This window comes from Streptomyces albipurpureus, from assembly GCF_023701525.1.
Lineage (GTDB): Bacteria > Actinomycetota > Actinomycetes > Streptomycetales > Streptomycetaceae > Streptomyces > Streptomyces albipurpureus.
The window spans coordinates 154479-168658 of record NZ_JAMQAW010000008.1 but is presented as its reverse complement, the minus strand read 5'-3'; the positions used below and the strand labels follow the sequence as shown (position 1 = coordinate 168658).

The window sequence follows — 14180 nt, the reverse complement described above, 5'->3', positions numbered from 1 at the left end:
CGCGATGACCGAACACAGCACAACCCTGGAGCCGATATGCCCAACCCCGTGATCTTCATGGATCTGCCGACACCGGATGTCGAGGCCACCTCCCTCTTCTACGCGGACCTCTTCGACTGGACCTTCAACCGGCGCCCGGCCGGGAAGTTCTCCGAGGTACTGCCGGGAGTCAAGCCCAACCTCGGCATCCATCTGGACGAGCGCCCCTCGACCGGCGGCCCGGTGCCCCGGATCTACGTCATGGTCGACGAGCCCCCCGCCTATCTGGAGAAGGCCGTGGCCAACGGCGCTTCGGTGATCTGGGAGGAGAAGCCCTGGGAGGAGTTCGAGGCCCGGTACGCGGCCTTCCGCGACCCCTGGGGCAATGAGGTCGTGCTCTGGCGCGACAAGGGCACCTACTTCAAGAGCGGCCACGCCCCCGAGGCGTAGGCCCCCGGCCGCGACGGGCCGCGCTCGCCGCGGTGTGACCGAACCACCAGGCATCACCAGGCACCACCGAGAAACCCCGAGGAACCGCGATGACCAACACCCTTATCTTCGTTGACCTGCCCACCCCCGACGTCGAGGCATCGACGGAGTTCTACCGGGAGCTGTTCGGCTGGACCATCAACCCCCGGCCGCAGGGCGTCTTCCACCAGGTGGTCCCCGGTGAGGGCCTCCACCTGGGCATCTTCAGCGAGACCGAGCAGTACCCCGACCCGGCCCCCCTGCCCGCCCAGCAGCCGCGCTCGGGCCTGCACACCCGCGTCTACATCCTGGTGGACGGCCCTCCCGGCGACTACCTCAACAAGGCCGTGCTGCTCGGTGCCACCGCACTGTGGGAGCAGAGCTTCTGGAAGGAGTTCAACGGCCACCACGCCTCGTTCCTCGACCCGTGGGGGAACCAGATCGTGATGTGGCGCGCGCCTGACGCGGATGAGGCGAGCGGCAAGGACGACGAAGCGTCCAGCTGACGGGCGGGGCGTACAGCTGTCGGCACCAGGTGGTTTCTCGGTGTGATCGGCACGAGTGGTGGTGCCGATCGGGCAGTGGGCAGTACATGCAGCACAACACTCGGCCGGGGGTTTCCGGCCGGGTGTTGTGCGTTGGGGCGCTGCCCGGCCAGGGCTCGAACCTGTTGATGGCGGTGGTTGTCACCGGTGGGTCCATTGGCCCCGGAGGGGGTCTGAGCCCAGCGGTAGGCTCCGCGTCCCTGCCCTCCCTCCCCCGCCACGACTCCCCGGTGCCACCGCGCCGGAGGCCAGGTGCCGGGGAGGTGGATGACGACGCGTTGATCGAGAAACCGCCCTGGCCGCCGGGGGCTGATGGCGGTCATGAGTCGGACGGAGCCTTCGACCCCTTGGACCATCAGTGACGCCGTGCGCCAGTCATGGGGTGGTCCGCCCGACCGTCGTACCGAGCACGGCCGGACGGACCTTCCTCGCCACCCCGCTTGATGATCCCGCTGCGTTGCCTTGGCCGGGTATTCAGGGGGTGGACGTCTGGGGAGAGACGGCGTCGTCGGGTCGGTCGCTGTGCACTGGCGATACGGTCAACACGTAGCGGCCCGACCAGTCCGACGCGGTGAGTGTGAACGGAGCGCCGTCCAGCAACTGCCGATAGGCGGCGAGCCGGGACTCCTGGTCCGCGACCCAGTTCCGTATCTGGGTGGGCGCGTCCCCAAGGTCCAGCCAGTCATCCGGGTCCATGCAGATCAAGGTGCTGGACCAGGGCACATCGGGGTCCGGGTCCAGACCATTGGCGATACGGGACGCCTGAACACAGGTCCACCGCAAGGCGCGCCCTGCATAGGGGGTGGCGAACCTCCCCAGCACCAGCTGAGCCGACTCAGCTCCCTCCGAGCCGCCCTGCGGCACCTCCACGATCGCCTCGGCACGGTAGATGGGCCCCACGGGATCAACCATCAGTCCCGACCCTCCCCTTCGGCGCGAGGACAGCCGTCTTCCTCCTCCTGCCTCTTCGCGACCATGACCCGGGCGAAGTCGGCCAAGTTCGCGGCGTCCTGGCCCGCGCACAGCACGCCCGGGCTGTCCATGGGCACCACCCAGTACGCGCCATAGCTCAGGTCCGGCTCCACACGGTCGGTCGCGGGCACCCCGAGGAAGGTGTTCGACCCAAGGCAGTCGGCATCCTGGAGACTCCAGCGGCGAGCAGTGCTCGCCGGGGTGAGCACGTAGTACTGACGGCTCCGCGGGTCGTGGAACACCGGACCGCCATGGAGGGCTTCGGCCAGGAACTCCGCGAGGGCCTCCGGTTCCTCGGTGTCCGCGGCAGCGCGCACAAGGGCGCCGGGGATACGGACCGCGGTGAACAAGCCACCGCAGCGCAGAAGCGCCACACCGTACGTGGCCCATTCGAAACGGGCCCGACTGGGCTCAGCCGCCGCCGCAAGCAACCAGTGCGCGACGGCGAGTCGCCGTTCGGCTCCGGTCGTCAGGTCGTTCGTGACGGCCGGAACCTCTTGCCGCGCGCCGTACGGACTGCACTGCTGGTCTTGGCGCTCGGCCTCCTGCGCGCGGTACTGCGCGTCTTCCAGGGCCGGCAGACATCCATGCGATTTCGGAGGCTCCGACTCTCCATGGGTTCCCGCCGCTCGCAGCAGAGCCGAGCGGATCGACGGCTCACCCGGCTGAGGGCCTTGTTCCTCGCTCATGAGGCAATCAGATCGCCGTCAACGAGCCGGTCCCAGGGGAATCGTAGGGGGGAGAATTCTGTCGAGGGGGAAATCGAGGGGGAGCCCGAGCGTCAGGATGGACCCACGTCCACGGACGAGAGGGCACACTCATGTCAGCAGCCGACGAGTCATTCGGCCACCTGCTGTACAGGCTCCGGTGCGAAGCCGGGCGTACACAGGAAGAGCAAGCCGAGGCAGTCAACGCGGTCACCGGTCGGGAGACGCTGACTCGCAGGGAGATCAGCCGATACGAGAACAACCGGAACATCCCGACGAACCACACGGTCGCGCAGATCGCTGTCGCCTGCGGAGTACCGCCCAAGCAGCTCCAGAGGGAAGCCACAGCCGCCCGTGCTCGACGCCACAGTGGGGATCATCGGGAGGATGAGGAGCAGGACGGCATGAGACGAAGGAACTTGATAGAAGGTGCGATCATCGGCGCCACGGCGGCAGCGGAACCGTGGGGGCGCCTGGCCCATGCACTCGGGCGCGGTGGCCGTATCGACGCGGAGGCCGCCCATAGCCTCATCCAGCGCGCGGAAGCCCTGCACATCAGTGAGTTGCACCTGAGCGCCCACCAGCTCCGAGGCCATGTCGCAGCCCATCTCGACACCCTCACCGCGGCACTCGCTCACGCTGGCGAGCACGAGCGAGCTCTCATCGTGGCCGCCGGAGAGACCGCCGCCCTCGCGGGATGGCTGGCCTGGGACCTCGGAGACCATCTCGCCGCCCGCGCCTACTACCGCGTCACCGCCGACTGCGCCATCGCGGCTGGCCACCCCCCGCTCCGCGCCCTTGCCCTGACCTACGCGAGCTACGGCACGGCCGACCCGACCCAGGCGATCGATCTGCTCATCCAGGCGGCCCACGACGTGCGAGGCCCAGGTGCCGCCACCGCCGCCGCGTGGGTCCACGCCCGGCACGCGGAGGAAGCGGCCAGAACTGGTGAACCCGGCAAGACCACCAGCACGCTGCGTGCTCTCGATCGGGCCCGAACCGCCTACGACTACGCGGACCACACCACCGAACACGCGTGGACCCGGTTCATGAGCCCTGCCAGACTGGATGCGCTTGTCCTGTCCGCCTACGGACGCCTCTCACATCCAGACTTGACCGACGCCGCCCATACCGCAGCACAGCAGCTCGGGAGTGAACGGTCGGACGCGGGTGTCGTCATCCTTGGCGACATCGCTGCGGCCCTGCTCCAAGGTGGAGACCTTGATCAAGGCGTCTACGTCGCACGCGAGTTCGGTGCCGCGGCGACCGCCCGTCCCAACACCATGGGCCGTGATCGCGCACAGGCGATCATCGCGAGGCTTCCGGCCAAGGAGCAAGACCTTGCCGAGCACCTGCGCGACCTCGCCTCATAAGGCTGCGCGCCCGCACAACCGAGCTCGCTCGGCGAGGTGACTACGCCTCGGTGCTCTCCGCGACCACCCACGCCAGATACGCTTCCGAGCCGCCTTCCACCGGGAGCACGATCCACTCCGGCACCTCATAGCTGTGAGCGGCCGCGACCCACTCGGCCAGCTGCGGCAAGCGGTCCCGAGTCGTCTTGTACGAGATCCGCCACTCCCGCTCCGTCTGCACCGCACCCTGCCAGCGGTAGACCGCCGTGAAGGCAGGGTCGATATGCGCACACGCCGCCAGCCTGCGATCCACCGCGCCCCGCGCCAACTCCCCCGCCCTCCCCTCGTCATCGATAGTGGTCTGCGCAATCACCACATCCGTAGGCACCACAACACTCCTCCATCCGGGAATACCGAGCCTACCCAGAGACTCACCTATGGCGACGTCGATGAGGTCAGCCGCCCGTGCCGCCCGCTGCTTGGAGATCCGGGAAGAAGCGGAGCTCTCCCACGCGCATGTGACAACGCCCGGTCCGGCGAGTGTCGAAGCCGGTCATCGAGCGACCTTTCGCCGTCCGAGGAGAGAGCGTCCAGCGCTTCAGCCATCTCCCGCGGCCCAAGTGGCGCACCGGTCCAGCCCCTCTTCTCCGCTGCGGTCCGCCCGACCGTCGTACCGAGCACGGCCGGACGGACCTTCTTCGCCACCCCGCTTGATAGTCCCGCTGCGTTGCCTTGGCCGGGTATTCAGGGGGTGGACATCTGGGGAGAGACGGCGTCGTCACGTCAGTCGCTGTTCACCGGCGATACGGTCAACACGTAGCGGCCCGACCAGTCCGACGCGGTGAGTGCGAACGGAGCGCCGCCCCGCAACTGCCGATAGGCGGCGAGCCGGGACTCCTCATCCGCGACCCAGTTCCGCAACCGGGTGGGCGCGTCCCCAAGGTCCAGCCAGTCATCCGGGCTCATGCAGATCAAGGTGCTGGACCAGGGCACATCGGGGTCCGGGTCCAGACCATTGGCGATACGGGACGCCTGAACACAGGTCCACCGCAAGGCGCGCCCTGCATAGGGAGTGGTGAACCTCCCCAGTACCAACTGAGCCGACTCGGTCTGACCCGGGCCGCCCTGCGGCACCTCCACGATCGCCTCAGCGCGATAGGTGGGATCTGCGGGGTTGGTCATCGGTCACGCACCGTTTCCAAGCGGATCGCCAACGTGGTCGCTCCGGCAATCGGCGGCGGTAGTCGCAGCGCTCACGCCAACTCCACCTCAGCCCAGACGCATTTGCCCCGCCGCAGAGGGACGGCGCCCCATCGGCCGGAGCACAACGCAGCCACTATCGCCAGCCCCCGCCCGGACTCGTCATCGAGGTCGGCCGCCTGCGACTGCGGCACCCGTCGCGACCGGTCCACCACGGCGATCCGCACCACGCATTGGTCCCGCCGCGTCACCGTCACCCGCACCGTGCTCAGGCGCGCATGCACAACAGCGTTCGACATGAGCTCCGTGACCACGATCCACGCAGTGTCCTCAAGCCGCTCCAGCCCCCACGCTCGTAGCGCCGAGGAGACCAGGCGCCGTGCGGATCGAACGGACTCGGGCGCCCTCCGCAGGGACTCGGTGTAGACGGTCCTTCCTGTGGCTGAGGCTTCGGCCACGGGCGCGTCGATCGTCATCCCTCTGCTGTCGGGGCTCTGCTGACTGCTCACGGACCGGGCTCCCCTCAGTGGCTTGCTCACATACGAGTCAACTCCCCTGAGGCGACGGGCGTCGGAAGCCAGAAACGACGTTCTCGCCGGACTTTTCACCGTAAACGGACTTTCCTATCCGCCCGAACCCGCTACCTTCTGTGTTCGACCGAACCACGGAAGGTGATGAGGTGTCTGATCTGACGTCCTTCGAACACGCCTGTCTGCTGCAAGGGTGGGCAAAGCCAGCAGACTTCCTTCGGGCCTTCCAGGCCACAGCGGACGTCCTGCATGAGTCGGCCGCGCTGACCGACCGCCAGTTACGCCGGTGGCGTCAGCCCGCGCCTCCCGCGCCACGGCGGCGCGCCTGGCGAATTCTGCACGCCATGTTCGGAATCTGTCCGACCGAACTCGGGTTCCCTGGGCCGCCGCCAGGTGTCACCTTGGGAGGTGAACCTCTTCACACACAGAGAGGCACTTCCGTGGACCGTCGCGCGTTCCTCGCAGACTCCCTAGGGGCGGCAGCTACCGTGGGCTTACCAGCCCACCTTCGGCCACTCACCCCACCAGGCAAATCCGGCTCGGTCGGCACTACCCATCTCCTCGAACTCCGCGCGGGTTTGCACTCCCTCTTCCAACTCGACGATGCCTACGGCGGTGCGGCCGTCCGCTCGTTGGCCATCCGGCATCTGCGCCGGGTGCGCCGGGTCATCGAGACCAGCAAATACCCGGACACCATCGGCCGACAGCTCAAGATCCTCTCCGGGGAGATCACCGGATGGTGCGGATGGCTGCACTACGACGCCACCGACCAGGACACCGCCCTTCGATACTGGCGTGAGGCCCTGACCACGGCGGCCACGCTCGGGGACACCAACCTTGAGATTCAGGTCTTCTCCCAGATGAGCTTGCAGGCGTCATGTGAAGGCCGAGCGCGGGACGGCCTTGACCTGGCACACGCCGCCCAAGAACGCGCCACCCGCCTCAGCTCGCCGGTGCTCCAGTCCATCATCGCCTGCCGGGAGACTCGCGCTCTGTCCGGGATGGCCGATGGCAAGACGGCAGGCCGCCGTCTTGCCGATGCCATGCGCCTTCTCGACCACAAGGGACGCGGGTACCCCTCCTCTGAATGGGCCGCCTTCCACGGGCCAACGGAGGTGGAGTACTGCCAAGGGCTCCTCTACAACGAACTCGGCAACCACCAGGCCGCCGTCCCCTTCTTCCGCGCTGCTCTGGCCCACCAGAGGAGCAGCTACGGCCGCAACCGGGCGTTGTACCGACTGATGCTCGCCAGCACCCTGGTGAAGGCCGGAGAGATCGAAGAGGGCGCTACCTACGCGGTGCAAACGTTGGAGCACCTGGACGAGGTCGAGTCCGGTCGCGTCATGCGACGACTTGCCGAGGTGACCGAGGCACTCCGACCAGTCGATGCCGTCTCCGCCAGGGATGCCGTCGAGCGACTGGACGAGTACGCCCGCTTGAAGAGTGCGGCTTGATGCCTGGCCGCCGATAGGTGGCGACTAAAAACGCCCCTATGTCCTACCGGTTGCCGTGGCGCACATGGAGATTGCGCGACCCCGGCTAGCCATGCTTCGAGGAGAAGAATGAACCGATACACCGTAGTGCCATGAGGCCTGACGCGGATGGAACCCTATCCGACGCTGAGCAGGCAGACCGCAACGCTCGTGGGACTGGCCCCTGACACGCAGACCGCGGTCTACCAGGACTCGGAGGGCCGCCGACTGGAGATGGGCAGGCACTCGACCCACCGCGGGGTGGAGACCGCGACCACCACGAACCCGGGCGACGGCGCCGGTCCCAGCGTCAGTGACGATGACCACGACCAGAAGACGGAGCAGGACGAAGCCGAGGACCGCTCTTGAGCATGAGTACTCACCGCCCGGTGGTGGTACTCACGGAGCTGGCCGACCCCACGGCCGACTGGGTGATCACCGAGCTGAACGAGCGGCGGGTTCCCGTCGTCCGGCTCGACTCGTCCAATCTCCCCGGTCTCGTCGTACGGATGCTGGAGGACCTGGACCCGAAGGACGGCGCCCGCGTTCTGGAGATCGGCACCAGAGTGGAAGGGGGGCCCTGGCTGGTCCACGCCATCGACATCGGTGACGGCTCCCTCGCCACCCTGGTCCCCAACGACGACAGCGGTTACGGGTTCCGTGTACGCCAGGGCGGCCCCCACCGGCTCTGGGATGACGTCGAAGCCGCCATCGATGCCTGGAAGGCAGCGGGCTCACCTCCCCAGACCGCCTTCACCCTTACCGTCACCCCCACTGAACAGCGGGTACGCCTTGACACCCCCGACGGGCCGAGCTGGACTCTGCCCACCTGACCCTCCTTGCGGGCTTCGCGGGCGGCGCCTATCCGCGACCGAGGTGATCGGAGAGGGCGTCGGCGCAAAGTGCCGTGTCTCCCTCGCCGGCTTGGCCGGTGAAGGAAGGTGGGCAGCCTGTTCCGGCCCCGGGCGGCCCCCTTGGAACCATCGTGATGGTCCGCGGAGTTCCGCATGTGACATGACTGCGGATGAATCGGGGGCGGGGACGATGAAATCGGGATTACGGATAGCTGCTGCTTCCAGCGGACTCGCGTTACTGCTCTTGGCCGGGTGCAGCGGAGGCACCGGGGGCGACAAGGGCGGCGCTGAAGTGGAGCTCCGGGTCGACAAGCCGGTGGCCCTGGCCGATGAGCCGGTGCGCATCCAGGTCACGGGCCTGGATGCGGGTCAGGAGGTGACGGTCACCGCACAGGCCGCGGACTACAGGGATCAGCAGTGGAACGGGCAGGCGACGTTCACGGCGGACAGAACGGGGGCGGTGGACCTGACCCGTGACCGGCCGCGTTCGGGGACGTATCAGAAGGCCGACGGCATGGGTCTGTTCTGGTCGATGAAGCCGGAGAGCGGGGTAGCCGACCAGTCTTGGTTCATCGCGAAGCCGCCGGAGCACCAGCCAGGTTACGAGGTGCACCTGGCGGTCAACGCCGACGGCAAGCAGATCGCGGCCCACCGGTTGACCCGCACCTGGATGCGTGAGGGTGTCACCCATCGACCGCTGACCATGGCCGAGGACGGGGTGCGGGGCTCGCTGTATCTGCCGCCCACCGGCGCCGCACGCCGCCCGCCGGTGCTCAGCTTCGGCGGTTCGGAAGGCGGCCTCGGCGACAAGTTCTCCCCCGCGCTGCTGGCCTCCCGGGGACACCCCGTGCTCGCCCTGTGCTACTTCGGCTGCGATGAGCGCCCCAAGACCCTGTCGGGGATCAAACTGGAGTACTTCGCCACCGCTGCCCGGCTGCTGAACCGCGAGCACGGCAGCGGATCGCAGCGCCCCCACGTCATCGGCGCCTCACGCGGCAGCGAGGCCGCGCAACTCCTCGCCCACTACTACCCGGACCTGGTCCAGGACGTCGTCGCCTATGCCCCGAGCCACAAGACCAACACGGGCTTTCCCCGCAACGACGCGGCCTGGACGAAAGACGGCAAGGCGGTCAAGCACGCGCCCATTCCCCTCCAGCGGGTGCGCGGCACCGTGCTGGCCATCGCGGGTGGGGCAGACGGGCTGTGGCCGGCGGCGCCTTCGGCCGAGGAGATCGGCAAACAGAAGGGGGCCTCGGGTGGCCGACACCGGGCGCTGATCTATCCCCAGGCCGGGCACGGCGTCAGCACACCCCCGTACACCGCTCTCGCCAGATCCTTCAAGCACCCGCTGAACGGTGTCACCTACCACATGGGCGGCACACCGGCCGCAGACGCCCACGCACGCTCCGACAGCTGGCCTCAGGTGCTGTCGCTGCTCCAGGACTAGAGGACGACCGATACCGCTCACCCCGGGCCCATCGGCGTACCCAGGGATCTACGCGCCGACGGCAGCCACCTCCGTGAGGCCGCCCTGGAGACGTACGGCCAGGGACGGAGCCCAACACGACGTGATGACACTCGATGCCCCGCTGACGATCGGCCAGCATGATCTGACAATCAGTCAGTGCCCGGCGCATCGGGCTCACCAGGGCAACGGCCCGGGCCCGATGCGGAGCACTGAACCTCCTTCAGGGCGGGTCCTAGAGAGGATTGCTGCCGTCCCTGTTGAGCGGGTTCCCCGGGCGGAAGAACCGCTTGGCGACGAAGTGGCCTCGCTCGGCCGCCATACGGAACCAGGGCTCCGACTCCTCAAGTCCGTCGCGCTGCTCGACGAGTCTGCCCATCTCCCACATCGACTCGACATCGCCGTTGTCGACGGCCATGCGCAGCAGACGCTCCGCCTCATCGAAGTCGCCCTGGATCTTGGCCATCATCGCCAGGCCGCGCAGTGCCCCCGGGTCGCCCCCCGCCGCGCCGACTCTCAGTTCATCGACCGACACCCGCCGTCTGCGGCGCAGGGCCCCGCTGACCAGGAGCAGGATGCCCAGGACCCAGAGGATCCAGCTCACTTCGGTGAACGTGCCCCGGTCCGTCGTCACACCGATGATGCTCAGAACCGCAGCGACGAACAGTAAAATGCCGGCCACGCTGACCCCCCTCTTGGTGCCGCCCCCACCTGCCAGGGGGCAGGATAGACGCCCCCGGTCCCCTTGCCGAGAGTGTGAACCAGCCAGCGGTGTGGGCCCGGCACCCGTCCCCCGACTGAAGCCACAGCTGAGCGAACGAGGCGGCCCGACACCTCCACCACCAACGCGAGCTCGGCAGGTCCTGGGCCGGACTGAGGCCGAACCGACCAGCCAGGCGGGCTACGCCTCAGCGGTCTGAGCCACCACCCACGCCAGATACGCTTCCGAGCCGCCTTCCACCGGGAGCACGATCCACTCCGGAACGTCGTAACCGTGGTTGGCCGCGACCCACTCGGCCAGCCGAGGCAGGCGATCCCGAGTCGTCTTGTACGAGATCCGCCACTCCCGCTCCGACTGCACCGCACCCTGCCAGCGGTAGACCGCCGTGAAGGCAGGGTCGATATGCGCGCACGCCGCCAGCCTGCGATCCACCGCGCCGCGCGCCAACTCCCCCGCCCTTCCCTCGTCATCAAGGGTGGCCCGCGCCATCACCACGTCCATCGACACGTCGGCTCTCCTCGGTCCGGGGATACCGAGCCTACCCAGGCGCGTGCCCGACGCCGCAGCTGCCCTGGGGGGTGCGGAGAAGTCGGCAGGGATCTAGAAAGGCTGTCTGACCTGCGTCAACGAAGCCACCCTCAGACCGTTTCCAGAAAGGCCGTACGCCCCGGTGCCCGGCATCCACCGCGTCGGCGCCGCCGAAAACCACCCATACAGCGTTGAGTACTCGTACTCATGTCCACACGCGTCCCGCGGTCCACCGTGGAGATCAGCACCCACGAACCGAACCGAGGGACCCGCGATGTCGAACGCCACCCGTCCGCGACGCCTCCCACGTCTGCGCCAGTTCCTTGTGCTCGCCATGGACAACTGGCTCGCCCGGGGCTATCTGGCAGCCTTCGCCGCCTCCCTACCGATCGCGTTCTTCTCCCCGGAGAGCACCTACGCCATGGCTCCTCTGCTGCTCACGGCGCCCCTGTCCGTCCTGGGCATGGCTCTCCCCTTCGGTCCCGGCACCGAGGGCGGTGGGGTGGTCGAGGCGGTCGCCATCGCCTTCTCCGTCGGCTGGCTCCTGTTGAGCGCACTGGTCAACGCCGCCGTACTGGGCTCCCTCGCCCATCACGTCCGCGACAGCCGCACCGCCCGACCTGTGTGACCCCCTCCCGCGTCGGCGCTCAGACCTCCCCGCACCCCCACTCAGCACTCGCAGCACCCTCGAACGGAAAGGTACGAACGGACATGGCACGTTCTGCACACCCCCGCCCGCGGAGGGTTCGGGCCCTGCTGGCGCCCGCGGTGGACAACTGGCTCGCACGCGGATACCTCGCGATGGTCGCGGCCTCGCTGGGATTCTTCCTGTACGCGGTGTATGTGGCGCGGGACCCAGGGTTCGCCGGGATCTGGCCGCTGATGACCACGGCACCGCTCAGCGTCCTCGCCCTGCTGGTGCCGACCCCCGAGTGGGACTCCTCTCTCGACTGGCTGACCCCGGTGGTCTTCTCCACGGGGACTGCCCTGGCCGGGCTGGTCAACGCCGTGCTGCTCGGCCTGCTCGCCCGCAAGCTACGGGCGGGGCAGCCGCGCCAGGCCTTCTGAGACCAACCTCGGCTCCCCTCGCCGGGTGCGGGGCCGCCCGAGGGCCGATACGCATACCGTCGCGAATTCGCGTCTGCTGCAATTGGCGGCACTTGGAACATCGGAGCGAAATCCGGCGCTGAGCTCCGTCGGCCCTGGTGGGAGCTGACGGCGCCGGTACGTCAAGACTCCCCCCGGGGCGATCGCCGAGCTGACCAGCCTCCTCGCTCCCGGCGACACCCGCCGCTGAACACGCGACCGCAACGGGCTTGACCTTGTCGCGACGGCAGGGTTTCTACTGAGGCCATGCGGATCGGAGAGATCGCCGCGCTCGTCGGGGTCACGACCCGGGCGATCCGGCACTACCACCATGTCGAGCTGCTCCCGGAACCGGAGCGGCGCCCCAACGGGTACCGGGCCTACGGTTTTCGCGACGCCGTCCTGCTGGCCCGCGTACGCCAGCTGACCGAGCTCGGACTCAGCCTCGACGAGGTCCGCGACGTCCTCGCGGACGACGCGGGACGCGACCTGACCGAGGTACTGGAGGAGCTGGACGCCGACCTCGCCCGGCAGGAGGCCGAGATCGCGGAGCGCCGGCGGCGGCTCACGGTGCTGCTGGCCGCCGGGACGGGTCAGGACCAACCGCTGTCCCCCGCGCTCGCCGCGCTCCTCGCGAAGGCGCCGCCCACCGCCTCGCCCGCCGCCGCCAAGGACCGCGAGCACCTGATGCTGCTCGACGCCCTGGGCTCCCCCGGCCAGGAAGCGTTCGCCGCGCTGGGGCCGTTGGCGTCCGACCCGGGAGTGCTCGCGCTGTACGAACGCCTCGACGCGCTCGCCGAAGCCTCGACGGACGATCCGCGGATCCCGGCCCTCGCCGCCGACCTGGTGGCGGCCGTCCCCGACGAGGTGTTCACCGCGATCCCCGCCGAGGGACAGGTCGCGACGGGATTCCAGGAGGCGTTGCTCGCTGAGTACGCCCCGGCGCAGGCGGCAGTCATCCGCAAGGTCATGAAGGCGTTTGCGCACAGGAGTCGACGATGAGCGGGGACGGGAGGGTTCGCGGAGTGCGGGCGTCGCGGATCACGGCCGGGGCCGTCGTACCGGGGGAGCTGGCATGGTTGGTGTGCCTGGCCTCGGGGATACGTCCCCCAGGGTGGGCCACCGCGACCGCCGGGGCCGTGGCCCTCACGGCCTTCGCACTACAGGCGTGGGTGCTGCGCTCGCTGTACGCACACCAGCGGGGCCGGGGTCTTGAGCCGGCGGCCGCCCTTCGGGCCGCTGCCCATGCGCTGGTCCCCGTACAGATGCGCCAACTCCTGGCGCACGAGGTGCGTGCCACTGTCTCACTCGGCCTGTGGGCCGTGCGCCGGAAGCACGGCGTCGGCCCCGGGGACCACGCCGCCGGCTACACCGGACCGCAGACAGCGCTCCTGTACGGACTGCTCTTCGTCGCGGTGATCGAGACGGTCGCTCTGGCCTATCTGATCCCCTGGCCCGTTGTCCACTACGTCATGCTCGTTCTCGACGTGTACGGGGTCCTTCAGGTGCTGGGCCTGCACGCCGCCTGCGTCACCCGGCCGCATGTGGTGCACCCCGACGGCTCCTTGCGGATCCGCTACGGAGCACTCTTCGACCTCACCGTCCCCGCGGAGACGATCGCCTCCGCCCGGGTCGACCGCCGCTACCCCCACGGCAGGCTCATGACGCTCTCCGAGGAGGGCGTGCTCGATCTGATCGTGGCCGGCCAGACCACAGTGACCCTGGAACTCAACCGTCCCCTCGTCTTCACCCGCCCCCTCGGCCGCACAGGAGAAGCACGAACCATCCGCTTCCACGCCGACGACCCGAGAGCCCTGGCCGAAACCCTGCGCCCGCCCGCGCCCACCCGAATCCCCGTGAGAGAGGACGGCTGATGAACACCGCCCCCGAGAAGAACATGGCCCTGCTGCGCACCGCCTACCAGCACCTGCGGAGCCGCGACCTCGACGCATGCGTCGCTCTGCTGGCGGAGGACTTCATCGCCAACCTCCCCGGCGTACCCGACCCCTTGCACGGGCCGGAGATCTGGAAGCTGGGCACTCAGGCCATGCTCGAAGGCTTTCCCGACCTCCAGATCACCGTCGAGGACATGTTCGGCGACGGCGACAAGGTGGCGGTACGCGTCCACTTCCGCGGTACGCACCAGGGCACCTTCCAGGGCGTGGCCGCGACGCACCAGCCGGTCAGTTTCCGCAGCATCGAGCTCTACCGCGTCGAGAACGAGAGGATCGCGGAGGAGTGGGTGGCCCCGGACATGATCAGCCTCATGCAGCAAATCTCGCCGCCTTCCCCCTCCTGACC

Annotated in this window: 19 protein-coding genes; 12 read left to right on the top strand and 7 right to left on the bottom strand. The window is 68.7% G+C overall.

The features are described from left to right. Window positions 1–36: 36 nt before the first annotated feature. Both NBG84_RS09820 and NBG84_RS09815 read left to right on the top strand, forming a co-directional pair. The gene (locus NBG84_RS09820; RefSeq protein WP_250918939.1) at window positions 37–429 is read left to right on the top strand and encodes a VOC family protein; all 393 of its coding nucleotides are present in this window, start codon (window positions 37–39) and stop codon (window positions 427–429) included. A gap of 89 nt (window positions 430–518) precedes the next feature. Next, window positions 519–953 (top strand): VOC family protein, encoded by a 435-nt coding sequence (locus tag NBG84_RS09815; RefSeq protein WP_250918938.1) that lies wholly within the window; start codon window positions 519–521, stop codon window positions 951–953. Window positions 954–1466: 513 nt separating this feature from the next. On the opposite strand, the gene NBG84_RS09810 is transcribed toward NBG84_RS09815, so the two are convergent. Further along, window positions 1467–1904 (bottom strand): hypothetical protein, encoded by a 438-nt coding sequence (locus tag NBG84_RS09810; protein ID WP_250918937.1) that lies wholly within the window; start codon window positions 1902–1904, stop codon window positions 1467–1469. Then, a complete protein-coding gene (locus NBG84_RS09805) occupies window positions 1904–2653 on the bottom strand; it encodes a hypothetical protein (RefSeq protein WP_250918936.1) in 750 nt (249 codons plus the stop codon). Before NBG84_RS09805 ends, NBG84_RS09810 begins: the two co-directional genes overlap by 1 nt. 131 nt (window positions 2654–2784) lie before the next feature. Here NBG84_RS09805 and NBG84_RS09800 point away from each other — a divergent pair, with 131 nt between their 5' ends. Next, the gene (locus NBG84_RS09800; protein WP_250918935.1) at window positions 2785–4044 is read left to right on the top strand and encodes a helix-turn-helix domain-containing protein; all 1260 of its coding nucleotides are present in this window, start codon (window positions 2785–2787) and stop codon (window positions 4042–4044) included. Between the two features lie 40 nt (window positions 4045–4084). On the opposite strand, the gene cutA (NBG84_RS09795) is transcribed toward NBG84_RS09800, so the two are convergent. The 3 genes from cutA (NBG84_RS09795) to NBG84_RS09785 all read right to left on the bottom strand — a co-directional run bounded on the left by cutA (NBG84_RS09795) (window position 4085) and on the right by NBG84_RS09785 (window position 5732). Next, window positions 4085–4411, bottom strand: a complete 327-nt coding sequence (gene cutA / locus NBG84_RS09795; protein WP_250918934.1) for a divalent-cation tolerance protein CutA — start codon at window positions 4409–4411, stop codon at window positions 4085–4087. A gap of 395 nt (window positions 4412–4806) precedes the next feature. Beyond that, a complete protein-coding gene (locus NBG84_RS09790) occupies window positions 4807–5205 on the bottom strand; it encodes a hypothetical protein (protein WP_250918933.1) in 399 nt (132 codons plus the stop codon). Between the two features lie 71 nt (window positions 5206–5276). After that, entirely contained in the window at window positions 5277–5732 is a 456-nt protein-coding gene (locus NBG84_RS09785; RefSeq protein WP_250918932.1) for an ATP-binding protein, read from the bottom strand. Window positions 5733–5872: 140 nt separating this feature from the next. Between NBG84_RS09785 and NBG84_RS09780 the strand changes: the two genes are divergently transcribed. From NBG84_RS09780 to NBG84_RS09765, 4 genes are all read left to right on the top strand, one after another. Next, a complete protein-coding gene (locus NBG84_RS09780) occupies window positions 5873–7207 on the top strand; it encodes a tetratricopeptide repeat protein (protein WP_486679372.1) in 1335 nt (444 codons plus the stop codon). A 147-nt stretch (window positions 7208–7354) separates the two neighbouring features. Beyond that, window positions 7355–7594 carry a putative ATP-grasp-modified RiPP gene (tgmA, locus tag NBG84_RS09775; RefSeq protein ID WP_250918930.1) on the top strand — a complete coding sequence of 80 codons (240 nt, stop codon included), beginning with the start codon at window positions 7355–7357 and terminating at the stop codon, window positions 7592–7594. Between the two features lie 2 nt (window positions 7595–7596). Next, window positions 7597–8058 (top strand): methyltransferase domain-containing protein, encoded by a 462-nt coding sequence (locus NBG84_RS09770; protein WP_250918929.1) that lies wholly within the window; start codon window positions 7597–7599, stop codon window positions 8056–8058. Between the two features lie 181 nt (window positions 8059–8239). Continuing rightward, complete coding sequence (locus tag NBG84_RS09765) at window positions 8240–9526, top strand: acyl-CoA thioesterase/bile acid-CoA:amino acid N-acyltransferase family protein (protein WP_250918928.1); 1287 nt, start codon at window positions 8240–8242, stop codon at window positions 9524–9526. A 253-nt stretch (window positions 9527–9779) separates the two neighbouring features. On the opposite strand, the gene NBG84_RS09760 is transcribed toward NBG84_RS09765, so the two are convergent. Then, complete coding sequence (locus tag NBG84_RS09760; RefSeq protein WP_250918927.1) at window positions 9780–10226, bottom strand: tetratricopeptide repeat protein; 447 nt, start codon at window positions 10224–10226, stop codon at window positions 9780–9782. 219 nt (window positions 10227–10445) lie between these two features. Beyond that, the gene (cutA, locus tag NBG84_RS09755) at window positions 10446–10766 is read right to left on the bottom strand and encodes a divalent-cation tolerance protein CutA (RefSeq protein WP_285366573.1); all 321 of its coding nucleotides are present in this window, start codon (window positions 10764–10766) and stop codon (window positions 10446–10448) included. A gap of 301 nt (window positions 10767–11067) precedes the next feature. Here cutA (NBG84_RS09755) and NBG84_RS09750 point away from each other — a divergent pair, with 301 nt between their 5' ends. The 5 genes from NBG84_RS09750 (at window position 11068) to NBG84_RS09730 (ending at window position 14178) form a co-directional block, all read left to right on the top strand. Continuing rightward, window positions 11068–11421 (top strand): SCO4225 family membrane protein, encoded by a 354-nt coding sequence (locus tag NBG84_RS09750; RefSeq protein WP_250918925.1) that lies wholly within the window; start codon window positions 11068–11070, stop codon window positions 11419–11421. A gap of 83 nt (window positions 11422–11504) precedes the next feature. Then, entirely contained in the window at window positions 11505–11861 is a 357-nt protein-coding gene (locus tag NBG84_RS09745) for an SCO4225 family membrane protein (protein WP_250918924.1), read from the top strand. Window positions 11862–12146: 285 nt separating this feature from the next. After that, window positions 12147–12881, top strand: coding sequence for a MerR family transcriptional regulator (locus NBG84_RS09740; RefSeq protein ID WP_250918923.1), 735 nt, complete (start codon window positions 12147–12149; stop codon window positions 12879–12881). After that, complete coding sequence (locus NBG84_RS09735) at window positions 12878–13753, top strand: hypothetical protein (protein ID WP_250918922.1); 876 nt, start codon at window positions 12878–12880, stop codon at window positions 13751–13753. Before NBG84_RS09740 ends, NBG84_RS09735 begins: the two co-directional genes overlap by 4 nt. Further along, complete coding sequence (locus NBG84_RS09730; protein WP_250918921.1) at window positions 13753–14178, top strand: ester cyclase; 426 nt, start codon at window positions 13753–13755, stop codon at window positions 14176–14178. The genes NBG84_RS09735 and NBG84_RS09730 overlap by 1 nt, the downstream gene beginning before the upstream one ends. The last annotated feature ends 2 nt before the right edge of the window (window positions 14179–14180 follow it).

What these genes read in the sequence shown, in the direction of transcription:
- NBG84_RS09820 (WP_250918939.1), top strand. Translation starts at nt 37, where the DNA reads ATGCCCAACCCCGTGATCTTCATGGATCTGCCGACACCGGATGTCGAG.
- NBG84_RS09815 (WP_250918938.1), top strand. Translation starts at nt 519, where the DNA reads ATGACCAACACCCTTATCTTCGTTGACCTGCCCACCCCCGACGTCGAG.
- NBG84_RS09810 (WP_250918937.1), bottom strand. Translation starts at nt 1,904, where the DNA reads ATGGTTGATCCCGTGGGGCCCATCTACCGTGCCGAGGCGATCGTGGAG.
- NBG84_RS09805 (WP_250918936.1), bottom strand. Translation starts at nt 2,653, where the DNA reads ATGAGCGAGGAACAAGGCCCTCAGCCGGGTGAGCCGTCGATCCGCTCG.
- NBG84_RS09800 (WP_250918935.1), top strand. Translation starts at nt 2,785, where the DNA reads ATGTCAGCAGCCGACGAGTCATTCGGCCACCTGCTGTACAGGCTCCGG.
- NBG84_RS09790 (WP_250918933.1), bottom strand. Translation starts at nt 5,205, where the DNA reads ATGACCAACCCCGCAGATCCCACCTATCGCGCTGAGGCGATCGTGGAG.
- tgmA (WP_250918930.1), top strand. Translation starts at nt 7,355, where the DNA reads ATGGAACCCTATCCGACGCTGAGCAGGCAGACCGCAACGCTCGTGGGA.
- NBG84_RS09770 (WP_250918929.1), top strand. Translation starts at nt 7,597, where the DNA reads ATGAGTACTCACCGCCCGGTGGTGGTACTCACGGAGCTGGCCGACCCC.
- NBG84_RS09765 (WP_250918928.1), top strand. Translation starts at nt 8,240, where the DNA reads ATGACTGCGGATGAATCGGGGGCGGGGACGATGAAATCGGGATTACGG.
- cutA (WP_285366573.1), bottom strand. Translation starts at nt 10,766, where the DNA reads ATGGACGTGGTGATGGCGCGGGCCACCCTTGATGACGAGGGAAGGGCG.
- NBG84_RS09750 (WP_250918925.1), top strand. Translation starts at nt 11,068, where the DNA reads ATGTCGAACGCCACCCGTCCGCGACGCCTCCCACGTCTGCGCCAGTTC.
- NBG84_RS09745 (WP_250918924.1), top strand. Translation starts at nt 11,505, where the DNA reads ATGGCACGTTCTGCACACCCCCGCCCGCGGAGGGTTCGGGCCCTGCTG.
- NBG84_RS09740 (WP_250918923.1), top strand. Translation starts at nt 12,147, where the DNA reads ATGCGGATCGGAGAGATCGCCGCGCTCGTCGGGGTCACGACCCGGGCG.
- NBG84_RS09735 (WP_250918922.1), top strand. Translation starts at nt 12,878, where the DNA reads ATGAGCGGGGACGGGAGGGTTCGCGGAGTGCGGGCGTCGCGGATCACG.
- NBG84_RS09730 (WP_250918921.1), top strand. Translation starts at nt 13,753, where the DNA reads ATGAACACCGCCCCCGAGAAGAACATGGCCCTGCTGCGCACCGCCTAC.